Below are 25,416 nucleotides of genomic sequence, written 5' to 3' on the forward strand. Positions count from 1 at the left end.
AATTTATTATTGTCCAATTGAAGAATATTCGAAACCTATTGATGTCATTTCAGTTTTGTCTAGAAGGTTTCTTCCATCAAAAATAAAAGCAGGTTTTTTCATGTTTACATATATTTTGTTCCAATCATACGTTTTAAATTCGTCCCATTCTGTTAAAATGGCAACCGCATGTGTGTCTTTTAATGCTTCGTATGGATTGCTAAACGCAGTAACTTGTTGCTCATTTTCACTTACAGACCTGGTGTTTAAATAATTTAAATCTGATTGCATTTTTTTTGCAGGTACTTTTGGATCGTAAACTGAGATGCTTGCTTGTTCGTTTAGTAAATAATCTGCCACATAAATAGCAGCAGATTCCCTAGTGTCATTGGTGTCTTTTTTAAATGCCCATCCCAGAAATCCTATTTTTTTTCCAGAAACGGTATTATAAAGTGTATTTACAATATGGTCTGCAAATCGCCTTTTTTGATGGTCATTGAATAGGATTACTTGTTCCCAATAATCCGCTACTTCATGCAAATTATAGCTACGTGCTATATACACTAAATTTAAAATATCTTTTTGAAAGCAAGAACCGCCAAATCCTACTGAAGCCTGTAAAAATTTAGGGCCAATTCTAGAATCCATTCCTATAGCTTTTGCTACTTCGTTTACATTAGCTTCTGTTTTTTCGCAAAGTTCTGAAATCGCATTAATAGACGATATACGTTGTGCTAAAAATGCATTAGCTGTTAATTTTGAAAGCTCTGAAGACCATACATTGGTTCTTAAGATTTTTTCTTGAGGCACCCAACTTGCATAAATATTTGCTAGGCTTTCAATGGCTTCTTCAGATTCACCGCCAATTAATACACGATCTGGATTTAATAAGTCTTGAATGGCAGTACCTTCAGCAAGAAATTCAGGATTTGAAAGAATACTAAATTTCACATCGCCTCCAATATTATCTAAAATACTTTTGATAGCCTGAGCAGTACGAACTGGAAGTGTCGATTTTTCAACAACAATTTTGTTTGTAGTGGCTACTTTGGCAATACTTCTAGCGCATAACTCAACATATTTTAAATCGGCTGCCATACCTTTTCCTTTTCCATAAGTTTTGGTAGGTGTATTTACAGATATAAAAATCATTTCTGATTCATCAATGGTTTTATCAATTTCAGTAGAAAAAAACAAATTTTCATCTCTGGTTTCTTTAACAATTTCTGCTAGACCAGGTTCATAAATAGGTAGTTTTGTTACATCCGGATTATTCCAAGCATCTATTCTCTCTTGATTTACATCAACTACAGTAATTTTTATATTAGGGTTTTTTTTAGCTATAACGGACATAGTTGGCCCACCAACATATCCAGCGCCAATGCAACAGATTTTTGTGATTTTCATTGTTTTGTAATTATAAATTTTTCCAATACCATTTAACAGCTTCTTTAATGCCGTTATTAATATCAAATTTTGGATTATAGTTTAATAATTTTTTTGCTTTTTCTATTGATGCTAAAGAATGAGGGATATCTCCAACACGATTGTCACGATGTTTAATATCAATGTCCTGAATAGAAGCATCGAACTCAGAAAGATTGTTTTTTAATATGGTAGCCAACTGCAAAAGTGTAGTTCTGTCTCCGTAGGCTACATTATAAACAGTGTTTAAAGCCTCTTGATTGGTTGTGGTTAAGGCAAGTATATTCATTTGAACCACATTATCAATGTATGTGAAATCTCTTGAATAGCTTCCGTCACCATTAATAATAGGGGATTCTTTATTTATAAATTGTTTTACAAATAAAGGGATTACAGCGGCATAAGCGCCATCTGGATCTTGACGTTTCCCAAATACATTAAAGTAACGTAAACCAATAGTATCTAAACCATAAGACTTTTGAAAAATATCTCCATATAATTCATTAACATATTTAGTAATAGCATAAGGAGATAATGGTTTACCTATTACATCTTCTACTTTAGGTAATGCTTCATGATCACCATAAGTTGAGGAGCTTGCAGCATAAACAAAACGCTTTACTTTAGCATCTTTTGCAGCAACTAGCATGTTTAAAAAACCAGACACGTTAACATCATTAGTAGTAATAGGATCATTTATAGATCTTGGAACAGAACCTAAAGCTGCTTCATGTAAAATATAATCAACGTTATTACAAGCTGTTTTACAATCTGCAAGGTTTCTAATGTCTCCTTCAATTAATTTAAAATCAGGATTGCTCAAAAAAGGTTCTATGTTTTTTCTTTTCCCGGTCGAAAAATTATCTAAGCAAACAGTTTTAATATTATTGTCTAATAGTATTTCACATAAATTAGAACCAATAAAACCTGCGCCTCCAGTAACTAAAACTGTTTTATTTTGTAAATTTTGAAACATTAAATTTGGGTTTATTTTTTTGTATAGGACAAATATGTGAAAAAATAAATTAACAAGCGCTTTTATTATATTAAGTAGAGGTTTTTTACGACAAAAACCCTAAAGTTATTTAGTGGTACGAATTTGTCGATAAAAAAGCACTTTATAACTGTGAATAGAAATCATTTAATTATTAAAATTCAAGGCAAAAAAACAGGTTGTTAAAGATTTTAAATTTGTAATAACTGTAGTCTTTTAAGGCTATTTTTGTGGGGTTTAACTATAATTTTATAATAGTTAATGTTTAGTGTTGTTGGGTGATAATGATGTATTTTATCCTTTAACAAGACCATAACTATTTGTAATTTATGGTTTTAAAATAGTTAATACTTATTAACGTTTTATGTGCTTTATGGTAAAAATTATTATAATCTATTATTCGTTTTATTTTAAAATATCAGTATAACTACTTACAAAATTCAAAAAGTAATTATCGATAATGTACCAACTTTTACTTTGAAAAAAAAACAAAGCGTATTTAACCGATTTTAAGTACTGTTTTGGCGAAATAACTAAATTGATGTCTATTAGATTTAAAACAATTATTAAATTTGTTTCAGCAAAATGAAATTAGATTGATTAATAGCGAATTAATTTAATTGTATTAAAAGTATTTAATAAGTACTCAAAAACACTCAAATATTTTAAACTCTCAATATAAATATGTCACAAGCATATGAATTAGAAATATTTAGTGGTTGTTTAATACTATGTTTAACTATTTTATCAAATTAATTTTGTTATATGTGTAGTAGAGGGTTTTTTATTCACAATTATTTAGTAATTAATTTTATGACTTGTAATATTACGAGTTCAAACTTTTCATGCAATAGAGTTAAATAAATTATGCTTACCAAAACAAAAATTTACTTATCATCGCCTCATATGGGTACATCAGAGCGCAAGTTTGTTGCAGATGCTTTTGATACAAATTGGATTGCTCCTTTAGGTCCACATGTTGATGGTTTTGAAAATGACATAAAAAAATATCTTGGTAATAGTAAAGAAGTTGCGGTACTAAGTTCTGGAACCGCTTCGATTCATATGGCATTACAACTTCTTGGAGTAACTGTTGGAGATGAAGTTTTATGTCAAAGTTTTACATTTTCGGCGTCTGCGAACCCAATTTTATATCAAGGAGCAACTCCAGTATTTATTGATAGCGAAAGCGATACATGGAATATGTGTCCGGAATTGTTAGAAATAGCTATAAGGGATAGAATTAAAAAACATAAAAAACCTAAGGCTATAATTGCGGTTCATTTATATGGAATGCCTTATAAAGCGAATGAAATTAACGCAATAGCCAAAAAATATGATATTCCCGTAATAGAAGATAGTGCAGAAGCTCTAGGGAGTTCTTATTTTGATAAAAAATGTGGCATACTTTCTGATATAGGTATTATATCATTTAACGGGAATAAAATCATTACAACTTCTGGAGGAGGCGCATTGGTAGTCAATACTGAAGAATTAAAACAAAAGGCTGTATTTTATTCAACTCAATCAAGAGACAATGCACCGCATTATGAACATTCGTCTATTGGATTTAACTATAGAATGAGTAATGTTTTAGCAGGTATTGGAAGAGGGCAGATGGAGGTCATTGATGATAGAGTGCATGCCAGAAAGCAAAACTTTGAGTTTTATAAAAAGCATTTATCTCAATTTGAAGAGATAACGTTTTTGGAAGAACCAGATAATTTCTTTTCAAATAGATGGATTACTTGTATTGAAACGCCATCATACGAATTAAGAGAAAAAATAAGATTAGAATTTTTAAAAGACGATATAGAATCTAGACCATTATGGAAACCTATGCATGTGCAACCTTTATTTAAAGATAGTTTGCATTTTACTAACGGAACATCGGAAGATCTTTTTCAAAGAGGACTTTGTTTGCCAAGTGGTTCTAATTTATCGCAGGATGATTTGTTAAGAATCCTAACTAATATTACTAAAACCCTCAAATTATGATAAATAATTACTTTATTAATTTTTCTCAAAAATATGCATCCAAGTGGTTGGTATTTACTATTGATTTAGTATTAATACTAGTTGCATTTTTCGCTGCATATGTAATAAGGTTTAATTTTACATTAAATTTTGATGTGAATCAATTTTTAGTAGAAATACCATTTTTAATGGTTGTTTCTGCACTAAGTATTTTTATTGTAGGATCTTTTAAAAGCGTTATTAGACATACTGGATTTACAGATGTCGTTAACGTATTTAAATCGGTAGCCCTGATGTCCTTATTATGTATAGCCTTTGTACTTACAAATAGAATTACAGATATCATTCCTGGATTTACAATTCCGCTTTCAATTATAGTGATACATGCTTTATTAAGTTTTGTAATACTTAGTGCTAGTAGGTTAGCTTTTAAAATGGGGTACAAATATTTAAAGTGTAAATTTCTATCTACAAGGCGAGTTTTAATTTATGGAACTGGAGATTCTGCAATGGCAACATATAATGCATTATTAAGTAATGCGGCAGTAAGTTTTACAGTTGTAGCTTTTATTAATAATCAACCAAAAAAGAACTCTAAAATTATAAATGGAGTTCCTATTTTAACGTATAAAGCCTTAAACGAAGATTACGTTTTAGATAATGATATTGATGAAATTATTATAACACCTCAAAACACGGAAACTAACAAACTTATGCAGCTAATGGATAGTTTAGCTGATTCTGGAGTTAAAGTAACTAAAGTACCACCAATTGAACAATGGATTAATGGTGAGTTAAGTGCTAAACAAATTAAGCAAGTACAAATTGACGATTTATTAGGAAGGCCACCAATCGAGATTGATAACCCTAACTTACTAAGTGAATTTAATGGAGAAACAGTTCTTGTTACTGGTGCTGCTGGTTCTATTGGTAGTGAATTAGTAAAACAACTTTCTAATTTTAACGTTAAACATTTAATTTTAGTAGATCAAGCTGAATCTGCACTTTATGATGTACAACAAGATTTAAAACGAGAAGGTAAACATAGTTATACGGCTATTGTTGCAGATATTAGAGATGGTTTAAGAATTGATTCAATATTTCAAAAACATAAACCAACAATGGTTTTTCATGCGGCAGCTTATAAACATGTTCCTTTAATGGAGAATTCGCCTTATGAGGCTATTAAAATTAATGTAAACGGAACGAAGTTATTGGCAGACACAGCTTCTCGATATAATGTTAAGAAATTTGTTTTTGTTTCTACAGATAAGGCAGTTAACCCAACAAGTGTAATGGGAGCTACTAAAAGAATGGCAGAAATGTATATTAGCTGTCTTCAAAAAGAAAGTAAAACAAAATTTATAACAACGCGTTTTGGTAATGTATTAGGTTCTAACGGTTCAGTTATTCCATTATTCAAAAAACAAATAGAAGCTGGTAGTTCGTTAACATTGACACATAAAGATATAACTCGTTATTTCATGACAATACCTGAAGCAGCTCAGTTAGTGCTTGAAGCTGGAACTATGGGTAAAGGTGGAGAAATATTTATTTTTGACATGGGCGAATCAGTTAAGATTTATGACCTAGCAAAAAATATGATTAAACTTTCGGGTTTAAGATACCCAGAAGATATTGATATTAAAATCACTGGACTAAGACCAGGCGAAAAATTATATGAAGAACTTTTAGCTAATGGAGAGAATACTTTGTCTACATACCATAAAAAAATATTGATAAGTAAAACGAGAGAGTTAGATTATATTAAGGTAAAATCTGAAATCGAAGAGCTTTGTATTACTAATCGTTTTCAAAACAATAATATTGTAATGAAAATGAAGAGTTTAATACCAGAGTATAAATCTAATAACTCTGAGTATGAGCGATTTGATACTCGTGTTAAAACATATAAAAAAGCTAAAGGATTATCAGATAATTCAAATTCATCAAAAAAACATTCTATATAAATAAATAACTCGTATATTTATTTCGGTTAAAGCCCTAAATGATTAAAATAAGTATGAACAAATCGTTATTACCTTTAAAAAGAACACAGCTATTTTTTTTAATCCTCATTTTTTTAATTACCTCTTGTGGTTCAAAAAAAGATATCGTTTATTTTCAAAATGCTAAAGATTTTGAAACTAAAGTAGACACAGATACCTTTACACCAAAATTTAAAGTCAACGATATTGTTAGCGTTTTTGTTTCTACATTTGACTTAGAAGCTGTTAAGCCTTTTAATATGTACAAGAGTACGGGCGGTGATCAATCGGAAATTGTTGACTATGTAATTGATATTAATGGTAACATTGACTATCCCGTTTTAGGTAAAATCAAATTAATAGGTTTAACCGTTGAAGAGGCTAAAGAATTGTTTAAAGAAAAACTTTCTGATTACCTTAAAGATCCTATTGTAAATATTAGAATAATGAATTTCAGGATTTCGGTTCTTGGTCAAGTTAATTCCCCTGGAAGGTATGATGTTTCTGGTGAGCGCATTACGCTTCTTGAAGCTATTGCTATGGCGGGAGACCTAACAATTAAGGGAGAAAGAAAGAACATATTAGTTATTAGAGATTTTAATGGTACTAAAACATATTCAAGATTTGATTTAACAAGTAAAGAATTATTTAATTCTCCCGTATATTATTTAACTCAAAATGATGTAATTTATGTACAACCAAACAAATCTGCAATAAGTAGTTCTGTAAGTGATTCTAGAATTGGTACAATCATTTCTGTAACATCATTCCTTATTACTACCTCTTTATTATTGATTACAAGAAATTAGATTTTACACATGGCATTAATAGGAAACGAAAATTTATCTAATAGCAATTCTGAAGATTTCAATTTAAAGAAAATGCTTTTTACATATTTAAAACAATGGAAATGGTTTGTTTTTAGTTGTATTGTTTTTTTATCGTTAACATTTTTCAATTTGCGATATACAACTCCGCAATATTCAGCAATTGCTAAAATTATGCTTATTGATGATAATGACAAATCATCTGGTGCATTAAAGGATTTAGCACTTTTTTCAGAGAGTGAAGACGCAAAGGTTGATGATGAAATTCAGGTTATAAAATCTAGAAGTTTTTTAAGAAACATAATAAAAAAATTACATTTAAATGTTACTTATTATGCTAAGGGTAGAATTCAAGAGTTAGAATTATATAACAAATCACCAATAACTCTAAATTTTATTGAATCTGATTCTATTATAAATGACGTAAGTTTTATTTTTTTTACAGAAATAGTTTCAAATACCGAGTTATTTTATAAGATAAGTGAAGACGGGGAGTCTAAAAAATATACTTTTGGAGAAACAATCCCAACGAATTTTGGTGGTATGATTATTACACCAAGAGATGGTAATTTAAAGAACTATTTGGGAAGCACTATTAAGGTTAAAATATCAAAATTAGAAAGCCTTTCTGAGTCCTTAAAAAATAGAGTAAATATTTCACCTTCAGGACAATCTTCCAAGGTAATTAATATTAGTTTGACGGATCCAGTTCTTCAAAAAGCTAAGGACATCATTAATACATTAATCATTGAGTACAATAGATCTACTATTGACAAAAAAAATGAAATATCTAATAAAACCGCAGATTTTATTAATGAACGTGTAGAATTAATCGCTGAAGATTTAATAAGTGTAGATAATAGTATTGTTAGGTTTAAAACAGGAAATAAATTAACTGATGTTAACTCTGAAGCTGCACAATTTATGAGTTCTAGTGCGGCCAACCAGCGGGCAATGGATGAATCTAAAATGGAATTAAGTCTTTTAAACTCTATGAAAGGAGTATTAGGTGATGCGTCTGAAAAATATGACCCTATACCATCAAATTTAGGGTTAGGAGATGCTTCTATAGGAGGCCTTTCTAATAAATATAATGAGTTACTACAAAGAAGGAAAACATTGTTAAAAAGTGCTGGTAAACAAAACCCCATTGTTGTAGAATTAGATCAAACTTTATCTGGAATTCGTCAAAATTTAAATCAAAGTATTAATAATTCTACAAATTCTTTGAAAATTAGAATTAATAATTTAGAAAATCAATCATCAAGAATTAGTTCCAAAATATTATCAGTACCTGGTCAAGAAAGTAAATTACGTTCTATAGAAAGAAAACAAGGTATTAAAGAACAATTGTATTTGTATTTATTACAAAAAAGGGAAGAAGCTGCTATATCATTAACAGCAACATCACCTAGTGCAAAAATTATTGATGAGGCATACAATAGTAATGGTGGGCCAGTTTCGCCTAATAAGAAAATAGCATATATTGCAGCCATGTTTTTTGGTTTAGTTATTCCTTTTGGAATTATTTACTTAAAAAGTTTAATGGATACTAAAATTCATAATAAAGAAGATTTAGAGAAGGAAATTAAAAATATTGCAGTTTTAGGAGAAATTCCTAAAGTGAGTGGTAGTGATAAATTTATAGTTGAGAAAAACGATAGATCTATTCTATCTGAATCTTTCAGAATTATTAGAACTAATTTAGATTTTGTAAGACGCAGTAAAGAGGTTAAAGAGTTTAATAATGTCATTTTTGTTACTTCAACAATTAATAATGAAGGAAAATCATTTTTTAGTTTAAACTTAGCTCTTACTATGGCTAATACGAATCAAAAAGTTTTATTAATTGGTGCGGATATTAGAAATCCTCAAATATTTTCATCTATTAAGAAGAATGCGAAAGATTTAAAAGATAGAGGGTTAACTGAGTATTTAGGAGATAGTAGCATAACTATCGAGGAAAGTATAAATCATTTGAATATTAATAACATTAATCTTGATGTTTTATTGTCTGGTGTAGTACCGCCAAATCCTGCGGAATTATTGATGAGTGATAGGTTTAAACAATTATTTGAAGAGGTTTCTGTAAACTACGATTATGTTATTGTAGATACTGCCCCAGCAATGTTAGTTACGGATACATTACTAATTAGTAAATATGCTGGACATACTGCTTATGTTACTAGAGCAGATTACACAGAAAAGAAAATACTAAACTTCGCAAAAGAATTACATGCCGAAAATAAATTAAACAATATGATGCTTGTGGTTAATGATGTGAAACAGTCTAATTTTGGATATGGCGCAAAGTATGGTTATTATGGAGCCCCTAAGAAAAAAGGATTCTTTGGAAGATTAAAAAAATCTTAAGACAGAAGTAAAAGTAATAAAAAAAAGCATCTATTAAAATAGATGTTTTTTTTATTGGTTAAAATACTATTTCATTTAACTAGCGTAAAATTGAAAGGCGTCTAAAATTACATTATTGTCTACCAAACAATCTATCTTACAGGTACCAATCGATTCCAAAAGAACAAAATTAATATTACCATGATTGTTTTTCTTATCGTATTTAAGTAATTCTATAATAGCATCATAATCATTATCTTCAAAGGTTACCTTATCATAATAACTAAGAAATAAGTCTTTTATGTTTTGGGTAGTTTGCTTTTGGAAACCTAACAATTCGGTTGAAATATAACTCGCCAAAATCATACCCACAATTATTGCTTCACCATGTAATAAGGTAGTTTTATTCTCATTACTTAAAAAATAAGATTCTATGGCGTGGCCTAAGGTATGTCCGAAATTTAACGTTTTACGTAAGCCATTTTCAAAAGGATCTTCTTCAACAACATTTCGTTTAATTATAACGGATTCGTGTATTAGTTCATCTAAATTATCTAAATTTAATTTTGATAAATCTTGAAATTTATTCCAATAATTTTCTCCTGTTATTAAGCCATGTTTAAGCATTTCAGCCAATCCAGAACGCATTTGTTCCTTAGGTAAAGTGTCTAAAAATGAAGTGTCAATCAGTACTAAATCAGGATTACTAATAACTCCAATTTGGTTTTTTAAGTGCCCTAAATCAACTCCTGTTTTGCCTCCAACAGAGGCATCTACCATTGATAATAAAGTGGTAGGTACGTTTACATAAGAAATACCACGTTTAAAAGTACAAGCTACAAAACCTCCTAAATCTGTAATAACACCACCACCAATATTTATCATTAAACTTTTACGGTCTGCATCAAGTTCAGAAAGTGTATTCCAAACACCAACACAAGTGTCAATGTTTTTGTTTATTTCGCCAGATTCAATTTCAATTATTTCAATTATTTTATCAGTTTCAAGTCGGTTTAAAAACTTAGGCAAACAATGCTCATGTGTGTTTTCATCAACCAAAATAAAAATTTTCGAGAAATTATTGCTCTTAATATGCTCATTTATATTATTGTAGCACGTTTCATTAAAATGTACAATACTATCATTAGCCTTTATAGAATCCATAAAATAAATGTTGTTTTTTAAGGCTGTGAAATTAAGGAGTTTTTACATAAAATGGTAACTTAGATATAATTATATTTATGTAAATTTTTTAAAATGAATACCGATTTAATTTTTGATAATACCGAAGTTGCTTTTTCTTTAAAATCAGATTCGGAATTAGAGCGTGCTTATTTTTTATTTAAAATGATATCAATAGAGCCCTTAGTGCGTATAGGCACTGCTGCAACAAATTTCGCTATTAAGGCGCATTTGCCTATTGAAGGTTTAATTCGCTCGACTGTTTTCGATCATTTTTGTGGAGGTGTTAATGAAAATGATTGTTTAACGGTTATCGATAATATGTTTGCCAAAGGAGTTAGTTCTGTTTTAGATTATTCAGTGGAAGGTAAAGAAAGTGAAAAGGAATTTGATTCGGCACAACACAAAATTTTAAAAATAATTGATTTTGCCAAAGAAATTGATGCTATTCCTATTGCTGTATTTAAACCATCAGCTTTTGGACGTATTTATTTATATGAAAAAATATCAACAGGTGAAGACTTAAAAGCATTGGAAATAGAAGAATGGCAGCGTGTTGTTAATCGTTTTGAAGTAGTGTGTAAAAAGGCTAAAGAAAATGATGTTGCTGTGCTTATTGATGCAGAGGAAAGTTGGATGCAAAAAGCTGCAGATAATTTGGTTACCATTATGATGCAAAAATATAATACCGAAAAACCAATAGTGTATAATACCTTGCAAATGTATAGACATGATAGGTTGTCTTTTCTGGAAAAGGAGCATAAAAACGCCAAAGAAGGGAAATATTTTCTTGGATATAAATTGGTTAGAGGTGCTTACATGGAAAAAGAAAAGGATAGGTCAGAGGAGTTGGGCTACCAATCGCCAATTTGTGGAAGTAAAGCATTAACCGATGAAAATTTTAATAATGCCTTAAGGTATATAATTGAAAATCTAGATTGCATGTCTATTTTTGCTGGCACGCATAATGAAGATAGCTCGTATTTGTTAATGGATTTAATGAATAATAAAGGCCTATTAAATAATGATCCTCGTGTATGGTTTGGTCAGTTATATGGAATGAGCGACCATATTAGTTTTAATTTAGCTAATAAAGGTTATAATGTTGCTAAATATGTTCCTTTTGGACCGGTAAAAGATGTAATGCCATATTTGATACGAAGAGCGGAAGAGAATACCTCGGTTGCAGGACAAACAGGAAGAGAGTTAGCGTTATTAACTAAAGAGAAAAAGAGAAGAAAATTTATATAAGAGACTTTAAGATGGCTTTTATCTCTTGATTAGTACTTCGTGGAGTAATTTTTAATAAAGACTGGAAATTAATAGCTTTAATTTCTTTTTCTATTTTTTGTTTTACAATAATTAAATCGATATCATCTGTTGGAATTAGAATTTCATCACTAGAAATTATTTCTTCATTAAATTTTTCACCAGGACGTAATCCTGTTGTTTTTAGTTCAATTGAAGCAGGTTTTTTTTGACATTTAATAATTAATCTATTTACAATATCTATAATTTTAATTGGGTCTCCCATATTAAAGGTGTAAGTGGTTTCTTTATAATTATTGTTGTTAGCAAGTTTTAAAATAAGTTTACAAGCCTTGTGCTTACTTATAAAGTATCTAGAAATATTTTTATCTGTTATAGTTACTGGATGACCAAAGTCAATTTGTTTTTTTAGTAAAGGAACCAAAGATCCGTTAGACCCTAATATATTACCAAACCTAGTATTGATAAATAAAGTATCACTTTTAGAGTTTAATAATTTAGTGTAGTTTTCTCCTATTTTTTTTGTCAAACCCATAACATTAATAGGATTAACTGCTTTATCTGTAGAAATAAAAATAAACTTTTTAACATTAAATTCATGCGCTAAATCGGCGAGTTGTGTTGTTCCTATCACATTAATATTTATTGCTCTAAAGGCATTACTTTCCAGTAAAGGTACATGTTTGTAAGCTGCTGTATGAAAAATAATTGAAGGTTTGTATTGCTCAAAAATATTCTTAATAGCTTCTTTGTCTGTAATGTCAATTAATTTGAAATCCACATTACTAATGGCTTCAAACTCTAGCTCTTTTATTAATTGATAAAGTGGTGATTCTGCATTATCAATTAAAATGAGTTTTTTGTAATTAGAATGTGTTAATTGATGTACAAGTCCGCTACCTATAGACCCTGCAGCACCTGTAATTAAAATAACATCGTTAGAAAAATCAAATTGAATTTCTTTCCTTATTGAAGTACTTAAGGAAAACAATCCTGAGTCATTAAGTAATTCGTCAATATAATTTTTAATTTCTATATTCATTATAAAGGATTATAATACCACATTAATTAGCTTATTTTTTATTATTAGTTATTTAAATAATTATGTTACTAGCAACTAACTTTTCAGCTTTATTTAGTAATTACTTTAATAACAGTTAGTGCAATAAGTTTTAAATCGAATATGAAATTTTTTCGTTTTATATATTCTTTATTATACCTTAATTTATCAGGAATTATTGTTTTAATAAAATATTCCTCGGGGTCTTTAGCAGCCTTAAGTAATTCGACTTCGTTTCTATACTTTAATGATGCTAAGCCTGTTATTCCTGGTCTAACTTTAAATATCTTAAGGTCATCTTCGTTATAAAAGTTAACATAATATCGCAGCTCTGGTCTAGGTCCTACAAAACTCATGTCTCCTTTTATAATATTTATAAGTTGCGGAAATTCATCTATTTTAAAACGTCTTAAAAAATAACCTATTTTCGTTATTCTAGAATCATTATTACCAAGTGTGAGTAATCCCTTTTTGTTAGACTCCATTTTCATGGTTCTGAATTTATAGATATTGAAATCTATATTATTTTTACCTACTCGTCCTTGAACAAAAAGCACAGGACCTTTAGAGTCTATTTTTATTAGAATGGCAATAACTAATAGAATAGGAGCTAATACTAATAATCCTATTATGGAAAAAACAACGTCAAAAAGTCGTTTAGTCATATTATTTTTTGATAATTAAATTTTGAAGCGTTGCGGTGCTATCACAGTTTTGGACAACTAAACTAACATCTTTTTTATTATAGTTGGCATCAATAGTATATACTCCACAAGGTTCTTGTCTAGGAGTACTTTCGGAAAAATTAATATCTCCTTTTTTTAAAATATAAGTGATTCCAAAGGAATCTATTTCTGCAGATTTTAATGCTTCGGAAATATTTTGACTATAAATAAGGTTTTTAGAATTAATATTTTTTAAAACTCTAGAATCTGGACCATAACTACAAGACGTTTTTTTTCCATTTAAAAAGAATGCTAAAATAACTAATCCTATAGAAAAACCTCCAAGATAATAACCAATACGTTGAATAAGACTCATTTAAAAATTTTAGTGTCGGAAAATGTTGTTTTTAAAATATAAGTAGATTGACATCGCTATACTTTAAATCGAACCATTCACCAACAGATTTACTTGTTAAAATACCGTGGTAAAAGTACAATCCATTTTTTAAACCTTTGTCAAATCTTAAAGAATTTTCTATACCGCCATCTTCTGCGATTTTAAGCAAATAAGGTGTGAAGATATTACTAATAGATACGGTGGCGGTTCTTGGGTATCTTGCAGGAATATTTGGTACGCAATAATGCACCACATTATGCTTAATATATGTGGGTTGCCTGTGTGATGTTACATCGCTTGTCTCAAAACATCCACCCATATCTATACTTACATCAATTATTATGGCTCCTTTTTTCATAGATCGAACTAAGTCCTCTGTTACAACTATAGGTGCTCTATTTGTACCTCTTACAGCACCAATAACAACATCACATCGCTTTAGCGCTTTAAGTAAATTTTTAGGTTGTATGGTTGAAGTGAATAAAGGCCGTCCAAGTTGCGATTGAATGCGTCTTAATTTGGTAATCGAGTTATCAAATATTTTAACGCCAGCACCAAGCCCTAAAGCACTTCTTGCAGCAAACTCGCCAACAGTTCCTGCTCCTAAAATAACGATTTCAATAGGCGGAACACCACTAATATTTCCAAACATTAATCCATTGCCGTTTTTAGTGTCGGAAAGTAATTCAGAAGCAATTAAAACAGAGGCTGTACCTGCAATTTCACTTAGCGATCTTACTGCTGGATAACTACCATCTGTATCTCTAATAAACTCAAATGCTAAAGCTGTTATTCTTTTTGAGGCCAAAGCTTCAAAATACTTTTTGTTTTGTGTTTTTAACTGTAACGCAGAAATTAAAATAGTTTGTGGATTAATAAGTTTTATTTGCTCGAGAGTTGGAGGTTCTACTTTTAAAATCATAGGGCACGAAAAAACTTTTGCTGTATCTTTGGTTATTTCCGCTCCGGCTTCACTATAATCTTTATCACTAAAACTTGCACCTTCACCAGCGCCAGATTCAATTAATACCCTGTGACCATTACTTACCAGTGCATATACAGCATCAGGAGTTAAACAAATACGTTTTTCTTGATAAGCTGTTTCTTTAGGAACCCCTATAAAAAGCTCTCCTTTTTTCTTATAAATCTCAAGGGTTTCTTCTTGTGGTAAAAGCTGTTGTTTGGTAAAAGGCGAAAGAGGTTGTTTCGACATGATTAGATTAAATTATTAAATTTCAAATTACAAATAAATTTTCTAATCAGAAAGATTTCTATTAAACTAATTATTTATTTATATCATTTTTATAAATAGTGAAATTTTATTAAAAAATCTTACTTTTTTAATCTAAGGTGTTTATCTGTGTAATCTAATTTTTATAAATTAGCACAATGTTTAAAAAACTAATTTGTTTCTTTTTTTTAACCCTTACTTCATTATGTTTTTCTCAGCAATTTAGTGTTGGTGGAGTTGTTTTGGATTCTGTTAATACGCCCATTGCTTATGCTAACGTTATTATTTTCAATAACGAACAACCTGAAGATGTAAAAGGGTTAACTACTAACGATGATGGCTTTTTTGAGTTTGATAATTTAGTTAGCGGTGAATATATTTTAACCGTGAGTTTTTTAGGTTTTGAAAAATTCTCTAAAACATTAAAAATTGAAAGTGATTCGAATATAGGAACAATTATCCTTAAAGAAAGCATAGAAGCTTTAAATGGTGTTACTGTTATAGCAAAAAGGCCCACTATTAAGAGGATGGTCGATAGACTCGTTTTTAATGTGGAAAACTCAACGCTTTCTAATAATAATGTTTTAGATGTTTTAAAACATACTCCAGGTGTTTTGGTAATGAACGAGACCATTACGGTTAAACAATCTGCTCCTACAATATATATAAATGATAGGCGGGTAAATTTATCGTCAAATGAAGTACAACAACTTTTAGAAGGAACTTCGGCAAGTAATATTAAATCTATTGAAGTTATTACAAACCCACCTGCCAAATATGAAGCGGAGGGAAGTGCTGTTTTAAATATTATTACTAGTAAAAATATTATTGCTGGGTATAACGGAAGCATATTTGGTAATTATAAACAAGGATCAGAATTTCCTAAATACACATTTGGAACTAGTCATTTTTTTAAAACTAAAAAATTAAATTTATACTTAAATTATAGTATTAGCCCAAAAAAGGAGTTTCGAAATAATGAGGAATCTGTTAACTTTTTTAAAGACAATTTAAATACTACTAGTTGGGAAACAGATTTTGAAAGAGTTCGTAAATCCTCAAACCAAAATATTAATACAAATATTGATTATGAGTTTGACGAAAATAATAGCATAGGGTTTTCATCAAATGTGCTAATATCTCCTAGAAGACAAACACAAAATAAGGTTAATTCAATAACGCAGGTTTTCAACACTAATAAGGTTTTAGATTCTACATTTATAACAGATAATTTAAAGGTAGATGAAACCTTAAATTTGGCATTCACGCTAGATTATATACATAAATTTAAAAAAGAAGGAGAAAAGCTGTTTGTCAATGCGCATCATACTAATTATGATTTTTCAAGTTTTCAAGATGTTGATACTAATTATTTTTTACCAGACGATTCGTTTTTACGTAACAATAGGTTTCAAACATTTTCAAGCCAAGAAATTAAATTATATACAAGCCAGTTAGATTATGAGTTGCCTTTAGATAATTCTGCCTTTTTTGAAGCTGGCGCTAAAATTTCTAGTATAAATTCTAAAAGTGAATTGTCTCAAAATGATATTGAAGAAGGCGAAAAAGTGGAAGATTTAGAAAACTCGGATACTTTTTTATACGATGAAACTAATTTTGCTTTATACAGCAGTTATTCCAAAGAATGGGAGTCGTGGAGTTTAAAATTAGGGTTTAGAACGGAGTTTACTAATATTAAAGGAACATCATTATCTAGTAATTCTATAAATGATAATAATTACACAAAATTTTTTCCCTCTTTACATGTAATGCATACTGTAGATGATAAAAATGAAGTGTATTTTAATTACAACAAACGCATATATAGACCTAGATATAATCAATTAAATCCTTATAAATATTTTTTAAATGATAATTCCTATATCACAGGAAATCCTAATTTAATGCCTCAAGTGGATGACACTTTTACTCTAGGATACACGATAAATCAAAAATATACTTTTGAGGCTTATTACAGGTATGAAAACAATCCTGCTCTCGAAATTGTATTTCAAGATAATACCAATAATTTATTAAAATACGTGAATACAAATATAGATAGAAGTATTTCCTATGGCTTAGATTTTACTACATATACACCAATAGTTAATAATTGGGATTTATACGTATTATCGTCTGTATTTCATTATGAAAATCAGTTTTATGCCATTGAAAGTGATAACGCCTTATTTAATAATAATCAGTGGAGCGTTTATGCGCAAATAATAAATTATTTTTCGTTTTTAAAGGATAAAAGCTTAAATGCCGATGTGTCCTTATTTTATATGTCGGCTTATGCCGATGGTCCATCTGAATTAAGTGGAAGATCGAGTTTAGATATTAATTTCAAAAAAACATTGTGGAATAATAGAGCTTCAGTAAGTTTAGGTATTACAGATGCCTTTAATGGACTAAATTTCACCCAAACAACCAAGTATTTAAACCAAGATGTTTTGTTTAATTCGAGAATGGAAAACAGGCTAATTACCTTCGGGTTTAATTATAAGTTTGGAAACTTTAATTTAAATTCCAATAAAAAAACCATAGAGCTGCAAGAACGTGATAGACTAAAAAATGAATAGATTAAAAGTATTCTTTTATTCTTCCCCATAAACTTTTTGGAGTAATTTTGAACTCTGCTTCAAAATCTTCTAACGATTTATCGGCATCATTAATTTTATTAAATATTCTAGCACGAATTAGATATATTGAAGGTACAATTATGGCCATCAATGGTATTAAATATATGAGTTGATTGGAATCTAGATTGGAAATATCTTGCTTAATGGCATTAAATATTTGATAGCTATACATTGCAATTGGAATGATTAGCACATGATACCACCAATGTCTGCAGGTAAAGAACCAAATAAACAATAAGTAAAGAGGAATTAATTTCCCTGCTAATGTCCAAGCAAGAACAAAAACACTTTCATTATATCTACTATCATATTGACCAAAAAAAGTGTTCCAGGTTTTTATATCTGGAACACTTTCATATAAATAAAATAAATACGGTGTTATAGCTATTAAAGTAGCAACAATACTACCTATAACTAAACTTTTTTTATCCGGCTGATGGTACTTTAATTCTGTTTTTTTCGATTTTTGATGTTTGTTCTGCATCTAAGTTAAACTGGTTTGCTGCTTGTGCCAAGAATAACACGCCTCCGAAAATTGCTACTGCAATTAAATACTTTTTAGTTTTCATAATGTAAGGGATTTTAATGAATTAATACCTCAAATTTATATAAACACTAAAAAGAGTCACATGTATAAATGTTAAATTTATGTTAAAACCATAAATATTTCATTTATTTATTACGGGTTTACCGTAAATCATTGATTTTTTTTGAAGGAATGTTGCATTATTGTCATAAACTGGGTTGATTGGTTGATTGATTTGTGTTTTTTAAACTTAAATATCGTTGGTTATTACTTTCTAATTTAATTTCAATTTTGGAAACCTTATCTATTAACAAGGGTTCAATTATCTCTGGCCACTCTATTAGCTTCCAAAAATCGGAATCTAAATAATCTTCAATTCCAAAATTATATGTTTCTTCAATATCGTTAATTCTGTACAAATCAAAATGATAAATCTTCCCATCATTTAAATCATACTCATTAACTATAGAAAAAGTTGGACTACTAACCTCGTCCTTACATCCTAAAATCTTTACTATAGTTTTAATAAGTGTGGTTTTGCCAACACCCATATCTCCATAAAACAGTAACGTTTTTGACTTTGAATTTTCAATGATTTGTTTTGCAACTTGCTCAACATCATCAATTCCGTAACAAATTTCCAACTTTCTACAAATTTATATATGCAATAATAACCTTTTTAATTTAAAAAACCTAAAACAAAACGCTGTTCGTCGATAAAATATGCTTTTTATGGATTTATTTAGGATTGAACACCGCAAATGGAATAATCATTTCTTCCAAGGAAACTCCACCATGTTGATATGTGTTTCTGTAATAACTAACATAATGGTTATAGTTATTTGGGTAAGCGAAAAACAAATCATTTTTAGCAAAAATATAAGAGCTGCTCATATTAATGGAAGGCAAGTGAAATTCCTTAGGATCTTTTGTGGCTAAAACATCTTTTTGATCATAAGTTAAACTACGTCCCGTCTTATAACGTAAATTCAAACTTGTATCTCTATCTCCAATAACTTTTGATGGATTCTTTACGTTAATAGTACCATGGTCTGTGGTTAAAATTAATTTAAAACCTAGTTGCTGTGCTTGCTGTATCATATCTAGAAGTGGTGAATTTTTAAACCAACTTAAAGTTAAAGATCTATAAGCTTTATCATTTGATGCTAATTCTTTAACAACTTCCATTTCTGTTTTGGAGTGCGAAAGCATATCTACAAAATTGTACACAACAACAGATAAGTCGTTATCTTTTAAAGACTTAAAATTTTCAGCTAGTTTTTTACCATTTTTTAAATTTGTTATTTTATGGTATTCATAACTTAAATGAGATAAGCCTAATCGTTTTAATTGAGCTTCTAAAAAATCGGCTTCATGCATGTTTTTTCCACCTTCATCCGTATCATTTTTCCAATATTGCGGAAATAGCTTTTCCATATCACTAGGCATTAACCCAGAAAAAATGGCGTTACGTGCGTACTGTGTAGCTGTAGGTAATATGCTAAAAAATGCTTCTTCCTTATCTTTTTTGTAATAATTATTAATTATTGGTTCGAAAACCTTCCATTGGTCATATCTTAAATTATCAATAACAACTAATAGTGTTGGTTGCTCTTTACTTATTTCTGGTACTATTTTTTCTTTAAATAGGGTATGAGACATTATTGGAGCTTCTGTATGTGGCTCAAACCAATCGGCATAATTTTTATCGATAAACTTTCCGAATTGGTTGTTTGCTTCATTTTTTTGAGATTCTAAAATTTCAAACATTCCAATATCTTCGATATCTTCTAATTGAATTTCCCAATATATAAGCTTTTGATAAAGGTTTACCCATTCTTCATAACTATTAACCATCGATAGATCCATGGCAATTTTTCTAAACTCTTGCTGATAGTTGGAAGTTGTTTTTTCTGAAACCAAACGGGAATGATCCAAGTTCTTTTTAAGACTTAAAAGAATTTGATTAGGATTTACAGGTTTTATTAGGTAATCGGCTATCTTATTTCCAATAGCTTCTTCCATAATATATTCTTCCTCACTTTTAGTAATCATTACCACAGGAAGATTGTCTTTTTTCTCTTTTATTTCATGCAAGGTTTCCAACCCCGTTAGTCCCGGCATGTTTTCGTCTAAAAATACAATATCGAAATTATGGTCATCCAATACGTCAATTGCCTCAGTACCGCTGTTACAGGTTGTAACGTGGTAGTTTTTCTTTTCAAGAAATAAAATATGCGGCTTAAGTAAATCAATTTCATCATCAACCCAAAGTATCTTTATCATATTACTGTATTTATTTTTATTGTTAAAACGTTTTAATTGAAAGCGCCATTATAAGCCCTTATCATTATATTTGTATTTATTTAATGTAAAAATTTAAAGTTTGAATAAACTTAAAATATTAAACGACCCAATTTACGGATTTATTACTATTCCAAATTCGTTAATTTTCGATTTAATTCAACACAAATACTTTCAGCGCTTACGCAGAATTACACAAATGGGTATGTCTTATTTGGTTTATCCGGGTGCGCATCATACTAGATTCCATCATGCCATTGGTTGCGTTCATTTAATGCAGCAAGCAGTTAACGTGCTGCGTTTTAAAGGTGTTACCATTTCTGAAGATGAAGAAACAGGCTTGTATATTGCAATATTATTACATGATATTGGTCACGGTCCTTTCTCGCATGCCATGGAACATAGTATAGTAAATAACGTGTCTCATGAGGAGATTTCCTTGCTTTTTATGGAGCGTTTAAATGAGGAATTTAACGGAAGTTTAACGCTTGCTATTGAAATTTTTAGAGGCGAATACCCAAGAAGGTTTATGTGCCAGCTTATTTCTGGTCAATTAGACATGGATAGAGCCGATTATTTAAAGCGAGATAGTTTTTATACTGGAGTTGCAGAAGGGAACATTAATAGTGAGCGTTTAATTACTATGCTTAATGTTGTTAATGACGAATTAGTGGTTCAAGAAAAAGGTATTTATAGCGTTGAGAAATTTATAATTGCTAGACGTTTAATGTATTGGCAAGTATACTTACATAAAACAAGTTTAGCGGCCGAACAATTACTTATTAGGGTTTTAAAACGGGCTAAAGAGTTACATGAACTAGGACATAAATTAAAAGCTAGTGATGCTTTGCTGTATTTTTTAGAAAACAAAATAACCCGAGATAATTTTAATGATGAAACACTTCAGGTTTTTTCTCGTTTAGATGATTATGATATTATATCGGCTATGAAAGAATGGCAATATCATGACGATTTTGTGCTTAGCCATTTATGTGAAATGATTATTAACAGAAATTTACTTAAAGTAAAATTAAAAAATAAAGAAATTAAGGCAAATAGCTTGAAAAAGCACATGGATCTTATCATGAAAAAGTTTAATATTTCTAAAGAAGAAGCTAAGTACTTTGTGTTTCAAGGTAGCATTTCAAATCAGGCCTATCAATTAAATACTAAGCGTATTAACATATTACATAAATCTGGAAAAATCCAAGATATTGTAAAAGCTTCAGATCAATTGAACTTAAAAGCACTGTCAAAACCGGTAACAAAATATTATATATGTTACCCTAAGGTTAAACTTTAACACATTTTTCCTATTTTTGCGTTCAATCAAACAAAAAACAACAACAAACTACAAAGTGTGAAATTTACAGCACAACAAATAGCAGGAATATTAGAAGGTGATGTAGTTGGTAATCCAGATATTGAAGTCTCTAAACTTGCTAAAATTGAAGAGGGCTTTGAAGGAGCACTAACCTTTTTAGCTAACCCAAAATACACCTCACATATTTATTCTACTAATGCATCGGTAACCATAGTAAATAAAACCTTTAAGCCAGAGCATAATTTAAAAACAACATTAATTAAGGTTGATGATGCGTATTTGGCATTTTCAAAAATTCTTGAATACTATAATTCTGTTAAATTAAATAAAGTAGGAATAGAGCAACCATCATTAATTTCCGATTCCGCTAAATGCGGCGATAATGTATACATAGGAGCATTCAGTTATATAGGTTCTAATGTAACACTAGGAGATAATGTAAAGGTGTTTCCAAATGCTTATATAGGAGATAATACGGTTATTGATGACAATACAATTGTTTTTTCTGGAGCAAAAATTTATTCAGAAACGATTATAGGTAAAAATTGCATTATTAATTCTGGAGTTATAATAGGAGCAGACGGATTTGGTTTTGCACCAAGTGAAGATGGTAGTTATAAAAAAATACCACAAATAGGAAATGTAATTATTGAAGACTTTGTAGATGTTGGTGCAGCAACTACAATTGATCGTGCAACATTAGGTTCTACCATCATTAGAGCAGGTGTAAAACTAGATAATCAAATTCAAATAGCACATAACGTTGAAATTGGTCGTAATACAGTTATAGCGGCTCAAACCGGTATAGCTGGCTCTACTAAAATTGGTGAAAACTGTCAAATTGGGGGCCAAGTAGGTATTGCAGGACATATTTCTATTGGTAATAACGTAAAAATACAAGCTCAATCAGGTATTGGTAGAAACGTTAAGGACGATGAAGTGCTTCAAGGTTCTCCGGCTATAAAATTAAGCGATTATAATAAGGCTTATGTTCACTTTAAGAACTTGCCAAATATTGTTAAGAATATAAACGATTTAGAGAAGATAAATGGGAATAGTTAACACTACAATCAAACAAAAAACTATTAAAGAAGAAATTTCTTTAACTGGAGTAGGGCTGCATACAGGTAAGGATGTAACCTTAACTTTTAAACCAGCAGAAGCCAATACAGGGTTTTCTTTTAAAAGAGTTGATTTAGAAGGTATGCCGGTTATTGAGGCCGATGCTAACTACGTTACAAACACACAACGTGGCACGTGTTTAGAGAAAAATGGCGTAACCATACAAACATCAGAACACGTTTTAGCCGCCTTAGTTGGTTTAGATATTGATAATGTTTTAATTGAATTGAATGCTTCTGAACCTCCAATTATGGATGGATCATCTAAATTTTTTGTTGAAGCTATTGAAAAAGCTGGTATTGAAGAACTTGATGCTTTTAGAGAAGAGTTTGTTGTAACTAATATTGTTTCTTATGTGGATGAAGAAACTGGAAGTGAAATTCTAGTAATGCCATCAAACGAATACCAAATTACAACTATGGTTGATTTTGGTACTAAAGTTTTAGGGACTCAAAATGCAACTTTAAATACCATATCAGACTTTAAAAAGGATATTTCAGATTCTAGAACATTTAGTTTTTTGCATGAAATTGAAATGCTTTTAGAGCATGGATTAATAAAAGGTGGTGATTTAAATAATGCTATTGTTTATGTTGACAAAGCATTATCTGAAGAAACTATGGAAAGGCTTAAAGTAGCTTTCAAAAAAGATTCTATCGCAGTTAAACCTAATGGTATATTAGATAACTTAACGCTACATCACCCTAATGAAGCAGCGAGACATAAGTTGTTAGATGTTTTAGGAGATTTAGCTTTAGTTAAAACTAGAATTAGAGGTAAAGTTATAGCTAATAAGCCTGGTCATTTTGTTAATACTCAGTTTGCAAAAAAGCTTTCTAAAATCATTAAAAATGAGCGTCGTAACAATGTTCCTAATATAGATTTAAACTCTGCACCATTAATGGATGTAGTACAAATTATGGATATGTTACCACACAGACAACCATTTTTGTTAATTGATAAGGTATTTGAACTAACAGATAACCATGTGGTTGCTACAAAAAATGTAACCATGAACGAAGAGTTCTTTAAAGGTCATTTTCCAGGACAACCAGTTATGCCAGGGGTTTTAATAGTAGAAGCTATGGCGCAAACAGGAGGTGTTTTAGTTTTAAATACCGTACCAGATCCAGAAAACTATTTAACCTTCTTCATGAAAATGGATAATGTTAAGTTTAAACAAAAAGTAAGTCCAGGAGATACGCTTATTTTTAATTGTTCGTTAATAACTCCAATTCGTCGTGGTATTTGCCATATGCAAGGTTATGCTTATGCTAACGGAAAATTATGTGCAGAAGCTGAATTAATGGCTCAAATATCTAAAGTAAAATAAATATGAACCAACCCTTAGCTTACGTACATCCAGGAGCAAAAATTGCGAAGAATGTAGTTATCGAGCCATTTACAACCATTCACAACAATGTAATAATTGGCGAAGGCACTTGGATAGGCAGTAATGTGACTATTATGGAAGGTGCTAGAATTGGTAAAAACTGTAATATTTTCCCCGGTTCAGTAATTTCTGCTGTGCCTCAAGATTTAAAATATAATGATGAAGATACCACTGTTGAAATAGGAAACAATGTTACCATTAGAGAGTGTGTTACCATAAATAGAGGTACAACTGACAGAATGAAAACTGTAGTAGGCGATAACTGTTTAATAATGGCGTATTGCCATATTGCTCACGATTGTATTGTTGGTAAAAACTGTATCTTTTCAAATAATAGTACTTTGGCAGGACACATTACTATTGGTGATTTTGTAGTTTTAGCAGGTATGACGGCTGTTCACCAATTTGTATCTGTTGGAAACCACGCTTTTGTAACTGGAGGTTCTTTAGTTAGAAAAGATGTTCCACCATTTGTAAAAGCGGCAAGAGAGCCTTTATCTTATGTTGGTATTAACTCAGTAGGTTTAAGACGCCGCGGTTATACCACAGAGAAAATCAGAGAAATTCAAGATATATTTAGAATTTTATATCAAAAAAATTATAATAATACTCAAGCTGCAGAAATTATTGAAGCGGAAATGGAAGCAACTCCAGAGCGCGACGAAATTCTTCAATTTATTAAAAATTCGCATCGAGGTATCATGAAAGGATATTTCAAATCTAACTAGGATTTTAAAACAGCTTATTAAATAACAATTT

The 25,416-nt window shown here is 30.0% G+C and carries 21 protein-coding genes; 10 read left to right on the forward strand and 11 right to left on the reverse strand.

Annotated features, from left to right (window positions below; genetic code table 11):
• Positions 1–6: 6 nt before the first annotated feature.
• Both HNQ90_RS08730 and HNQ90_RS08735 read right to left on the reverse strand, forming a co-directional pair.
• Positions 7–1,386 carry a nucleotide sugar dehydrogenase gene (locus tag HNQ90_RS08730; protein ID WP_144115905.1) on the reverse strand — a complete coding sequence of 460 codons (1,380 nt, stop codon included), beginning with the start codon at positions 1,384–1,386 and terminating at the stop codon, positions 7–9.
• Between the two features lie 10 nt (positions 1,387–1,396).
• Entirely contained in the window at positions 1,397–2,380 is a 984-nt protein-coding gene (locus tag HNQ90_RS08735; protein WP_144115904.1) for an SDR family oxidoreductase, read from the reverse strand.
• A gap of 885 nt (positions 2,381–3,265) precedes the next feature.
• On the opposite strand from HNQ90_RS08735, the gene HNQ90_RS08740 reads away from it, so the two are divergent.
• Genes HNQ90_RS08740 through HNQ90_RS08755 form a run of 4 tightly spaced genes read left to right on the forward strand, consistent with a single transcriptional unit; the run spans position 3,266 to position 9,563 of the window.
• A complete protein-coding gene (locus HNQ90_RS08740) occupies positions 3,266–4,396 on the forward strand; it encodes a DegT/DnrJ/EryC1/StrS family aminotransferase (RefSeq protein WP_144115903.1) in 1,131 nt (376 codons plus the stop codon).
• A complete protein-coding gene (locus HNQ90_RS08745) occupies positions 4,393–6,345 on the forward strand; it encodes a nucleoside-diphosphate sugar epimerase/dehydratase (protein WP_144115902.1) in 1,953 nt (650 codons plus the stop codon). The genes HNQ90_RS08740 and HNQ90_RS08745 overlap by 4 nt, the downstream gene beginning before the upstream one ends.
• A 38-nt stretch (positions 6,346–6,383) precedes the next feature.
• Positions 6,384–7,172: a polysaccharide biosynthesis/export family protein gene (locus tag HNQ90_RS08750; protein ID WP_241678340.1), complete on the forward strand. Its 789-nt coding sequence runs from the start codon at positions 6,384–6,386 to the stop codon at positions 7,170–7,172.
• A 9-nt stretch (positions 7,173–7,181) separates the two neighbouring features.
• A complete protein-coding gene (locus tag HNQ90_RS08755) occupies positions 7,182–9,563 on the forward strand; it encodes a GumC family protein (RefSeq protein WP_144115901.1) in 2,382 nt (793 codons plus the stop codon).
• A 75-nt stretch (positions 9,564–9,638) separates the two neighbouring features.
• On the opposite strand, the gene aroB is transcribed toward HNQ90_RS08755, so the two are convergent.
• Positions 9,639–10,706 carry a 3-dehydroquinate synthase gene (aroB, locus tag HNQ90_RS08760; protein WP_144115900.1) on the reverse strand — a complete coding sequence of 356 codons (1,068 nt, stop codon included), beginning with the start codon at positions 10,704–10,706 and terminating at the stop codon, positions 9,639–9,641.
• Between the two features lie 93 nt (positions 10,707–10,799).
• Here aroB and HNQ90_RS08765 point away from each other — a divergent pair, with 93 nt between their 5' ends.
• Positions 10,800–11,975 carry a proline dehydrogenase family protein gene (locus tag HNQ90_RS08765; RefSeq protein ID WP_144115899.1) on the forward strand — a complete coding sequence of 392 codons (1,176 nt, stop codon included), beginning with the start codon at positions 10,800–10,802 and terminating at the stop codon, positions 11,973–11,975.
• On the opposite strand, the gene HNQ90_RS08770 is transcribed toward HNQ90_RS08765, so the two are convergent.
• The 4 genes from HNQ90_RS08770 to HNQ90_RS08785 all read right to left on the reverse strand — a co-directional run bounded on the left by HNQ90_RS08770 (position 11,968) and on the right by HNQ90_RS08785 (position 15,328).
• Positions 11,968–13,035, reverse strand: a complete 1,068-nt coding sequence (locus HNQ90_RS08770) for an SDR family NAD(P)-dependent oxidoreductase (protein WP_144115898.1) — start codon at positions 13,033–13,035, stop codon at positions 11,968–11,970. The two genes, HNQ90_RS08765 and HNQ90_RS08770, sit on opposite strands and share 8 nt — an antisense overlap.
• Before the next feature lie 89 nt (positions 13,036–13,124).
• Positions 13,125–13,718, reverse strand: coding sequence for a sugar transferase (locus HNQ90_RS08775; RefSeq protein ID WP_144115897.1), 594 nt, complete (start codon positions 13,716–13,718; stop codon positions 13,125–13,127).
• A 1-nt stretch (position 13,719) separates the two neighbouring features.
• Positions 13,720–14,094: a hypothetical protein gene (locus HNQ90_RS08780; protein ID WP_144115896.1), complete on the reverse strand. Its 375-nt coding sequence runs from the start codon at positions 14,092–14,094 to the stop codon at positions 13,720–13,722.
• 31 nt (positions 14,095–14,125) lie between these two features.
• Positions 14,126–15,328, reverse strand: a complete 1,203-nt coding sequence (locus HNQ90_RS08785; RefSeq protein ID WP_144115895.1) for an alanine dehydrogenase — start codon at positions 15,326–15,328, stop codon at positions 14,126–14,128.
• 176 nt (positions 15,329–15,504) lie between these two features.
• Here HNQ90_RS08785 and HNQ90_RS08790 point away from each other — a divergent pair, with 176 nt between their 5' ends.
• Complete coding sequence (locus tag HNQ90_RS08790; protein ID WP_144115894.1) at positions 15,505–17,928, forward strand: TonB-dependent receptor domain-containing protein; 2,424 nt, start codon at positions 15,505–15,507, stop codon at positions 17,926–17,928.
• A gap of 1 nt (position 17,929) precedes the next feature.
• On the opposite strand, the gene HNQ90_RS08795 is transcribed toward HNQ90_RS08790, so the two are convergent.
• From HNQ90_RS08795 to porX, 4 genes are all read right to left on the reverse strand, one after another.
• A complete protein-coding gene (locus HNQ90_RS08795) occupies positions 17,930–18,472 on the reverse strand; it encodes a hypothetical protein (RefSeq protein WP_144115893.1) in 543 nt (180 codons plus the stop codon).
• Positions 18,414–18,557: a hypothetical protein gene (locus HNQ90_RS08800; protein WP_172625838.1), complete on the reverse strand. Its 144-nt coding sequence runs from the start codon at positions 18,555–18,557 to the stop codon at positions 18,414–18,416. Before HNQ90_RS08800 ends, HNQ90_RS08795 begins: the two co-directional genes overlap by 59 nt.
• A 163-nt stretch (positions 18,558–18,720) precedes the next feature.
• On the reverse strand, positions 18,721–19,158 hold the full coding sequence (tsaE, locus tag HNQ90_RS08805) for a tRNA (adenosine(37)-N6)-threonylcarbamoyltransferase complex ATPase subunit type 1 TsaE (RefSeq protein WP_144115892.1): 438 nt from the start codon (positions 19,156–19,158) through the stop codon (positions 18,721–18,723).
• Positions 19,159–19,252: 94 nt separating this feature from the next.
• On the reverse strand, positions 19,253–20,800 hold the full coding sequence (porX, locus tag HNQ90_RS08810) for a T9SS response regulator signal transducer PorX (protein WP_144115891.1): 1,548 nt from the start codon (positions 20,798–20,800) through the stop codon (positions 19,253–19,255).
• 100 nt (positions 20,801–20,900) lie between these two features.
• Here porX and HNQ90_RS08815 point away from each other — a divergent pair, with 100 nt between their 5' ends.
• The 4 genes from HNQ90_RS08815 to lpxA are packed head-to-tail and all read left to right on the forward strand — an operon-like array spanning position 20,901 to position 25,385.
• On the forward strand, positions 20,901–22,121 hold the full coding sequence (locus tag HNQ90_RS08815) for an HD domain-containing protein (protein ID WP_144115890.1): 1,221 nt from the start codon (positions 20,901–20,903) through the stop codon (positions 22,119–22,121).
• 57 nt (positions 22,122–22,178) lie between these two features.
• Complete coding sequence (gene lpxD, locus HNQ90_RS08820) at positions 22,179–23,204, forward strand: UDP-3-O-(3-hydroxymyristoyl)glucosamine N-acyltransferase (RefSeq protein WP_144115889.1); 1,026 nt, start codon at positions 22,179–22,181, stop codon at positions 23,202–23,204.
• On the forward strand, positions 23,191–24,597 hold the full coding sequence (locus HNQ90_RS08825) for a bifunctional UDP-3-O-[3-hydroxymyristoyl] N-acetylglucosamine deacetylase/3-hydroxyacyl-ACP dehydratase (RefSeq protein WP_144115888.1): 1,407 nt from the start codon (positions 23,191–23,193) through the stop codon (positions 24,595–24,597). The genes lpxD and HNQ90_RS08825 overlap by 14 nt, the downstream gene beginning before the upstream one ends.
• A 2-nt stretch (positions 24,598–24,599) precedes the next feature.
• Positions 24,600–25,385: an acyl-ACP--UDP-N-acetylglucosamine O-acyltransferase gene (lpxA, locus tag HNQ90_RS08830; RefSeq protein WP_092850833.1), complete on the forward strand. Its 786-nt coding sequence runs from the start codon at positions 24,600–24,602 to the stop codon at positions 25,383–25,385.
• Positions 25,386–25,416 lie beyond the last annotated feature (31 nt).

It is taken from the genome of Algibacter amylolyticus (assembly GCF_014202225.1).
GTDB lineage: Bacteria > Bacteroidota > Bacteroidia > Flavobacteriales > Flavobacteriaceae > Algibacter_B > Algibacter_B amylolyticus.

What these genes read in the sequence shown, in the direction of transcription:
- HNQ90_RS08730 (WP_144115905.1), bottom strand. Translation starts at nt 1,386, where the DNA reads ATGAAAATCACAAAAATCTGTTGCATTGGCGCTGGATATGTTGGTGGG.
- HNQ90_RS08735 (WP_144115904.1), bottom strand. Translation starts at nt 2,380, where the DNA reads ATGTTTCAAAATTTACAAAATAAAACAGTTTTAGTTACTGGAGGCGCA.
- HNQ90_RS08740 (WP_144115903.1), top strand. Translation starts at nt 3,266, where the DNA reads ATGCTTACCAAAACAAAAATTTACTTATCATCGCCTCATATGGGTACA.
- HNQ90_RS08745 (WP_144115902.1), top strand. Translation starts at nt 4,393, where the DNA reads ATGATAAATAATTACTTTATTAATTTTTCTCAAAAATATGCATCCAAG.
- HNQ90_RS08750 (WP_241678340.1), top strand. Translation starts at nt 6,384, where the DNA reads ATGATTAAAATAAGTATGAACAAATCGTTATTACCTTTAAAAAGAACA.
- HNQ90_RS08755 (WP_144115901.1), top strand. Translation starts at nt 7,182, where the DNA reads ATGGCATTAATAGGAAACGAAAATTTATCTAATAGCAATTCTGAAGAT.
- aroB (WP_144115900.1), bottom strand. Translation starts at nt 10,706, where the DNA reads ATGGATTCTATAAAGGCTAATGATAGTATTGTACATTTTAATGAAACG.
- HNQ90_RS08765 (WP_144115899.1), top strand. Translation starts at nt 10,800, where the DNA reads ATGAATACCGATTTAATTTTTGATAATACCGAAGTTGCTTTTTCTTTA.
- HNQ90_RS08770 (WP_144115898.1), bottom strand. Translation starts at nt 13,035, where the DNA reads ATGAATATAGAAATTAAAAATTATATTGACGAATTACTTAATGACTCA.
- HNQ90_RS08775 (WP_144115897.1), bottom strand. Translation starts at nt 13,718, where the DNA reads ATGACTAAACGACTTTTTGACGTTGTTTTTTCCATAATAGGATTATTA.
- HNQ90_RS08780 (WP_144115896.1), bottom strand. Translation starts at nt 14,094, where the DNA reads ATGAGTCTTATTCAACGTATTGGTTATTATCTTGGAGGTTTTTCTATA.
- HNQ90_RS08785 (WP_144115895.1), bottom strand. Translation starts at nt 15,328, where the DNA reads ATGTCGAAACAACCTCTTTCGCCTTTTACCAAACAACAGCTTTTACCA.
- HNQ90_RS08790 (WP_144115894.1), top strand. Translation starts at nt 15,505, where the DNA reads ATGTTTAAAAAACTAATTTGTTTCTTTTTTTTAACCCTTACTTCATTA.
- HNQ90_RS08795 (WP_144115893.1), bottom strand. Translation starts at nt 18,472, where the DNA reads ATGCAGAACAAACATCAAAAATCGAAAAAAACAGAATTAAAGTACCAT.
- HNQ90_RS08800 (WP_172625838.1), bottom strand. Translation starts at nt 18,557, where the DNA reads ATGAAAACTAAAAAGTATTTAATTGCAGTAGCAATTTTCGGAGGCGTG.
- porX (WP_144115891.1), bottom strand. Translation starts at nt 20,800, where the DNA reads ATGATAAAGATACTTTGGGTTGATGATGAAATTGATTTACTTAAGCCG.
- HNQ90_RS08825 (WP_144115888.1), top strand. Translation starts at nt 23,191, where the DNA reads ATGGGAATAGTTAACACTACAATCAAACAAAAAACTATTAAAGAAGAA.
- lpxA (WP_092850833.1), top strand. Translation starts at nt 24,600, where the DNA reads ATGAACCAACCCTTAGCTTACGTACATCCAGGAGCAAAAATTGCGAAG.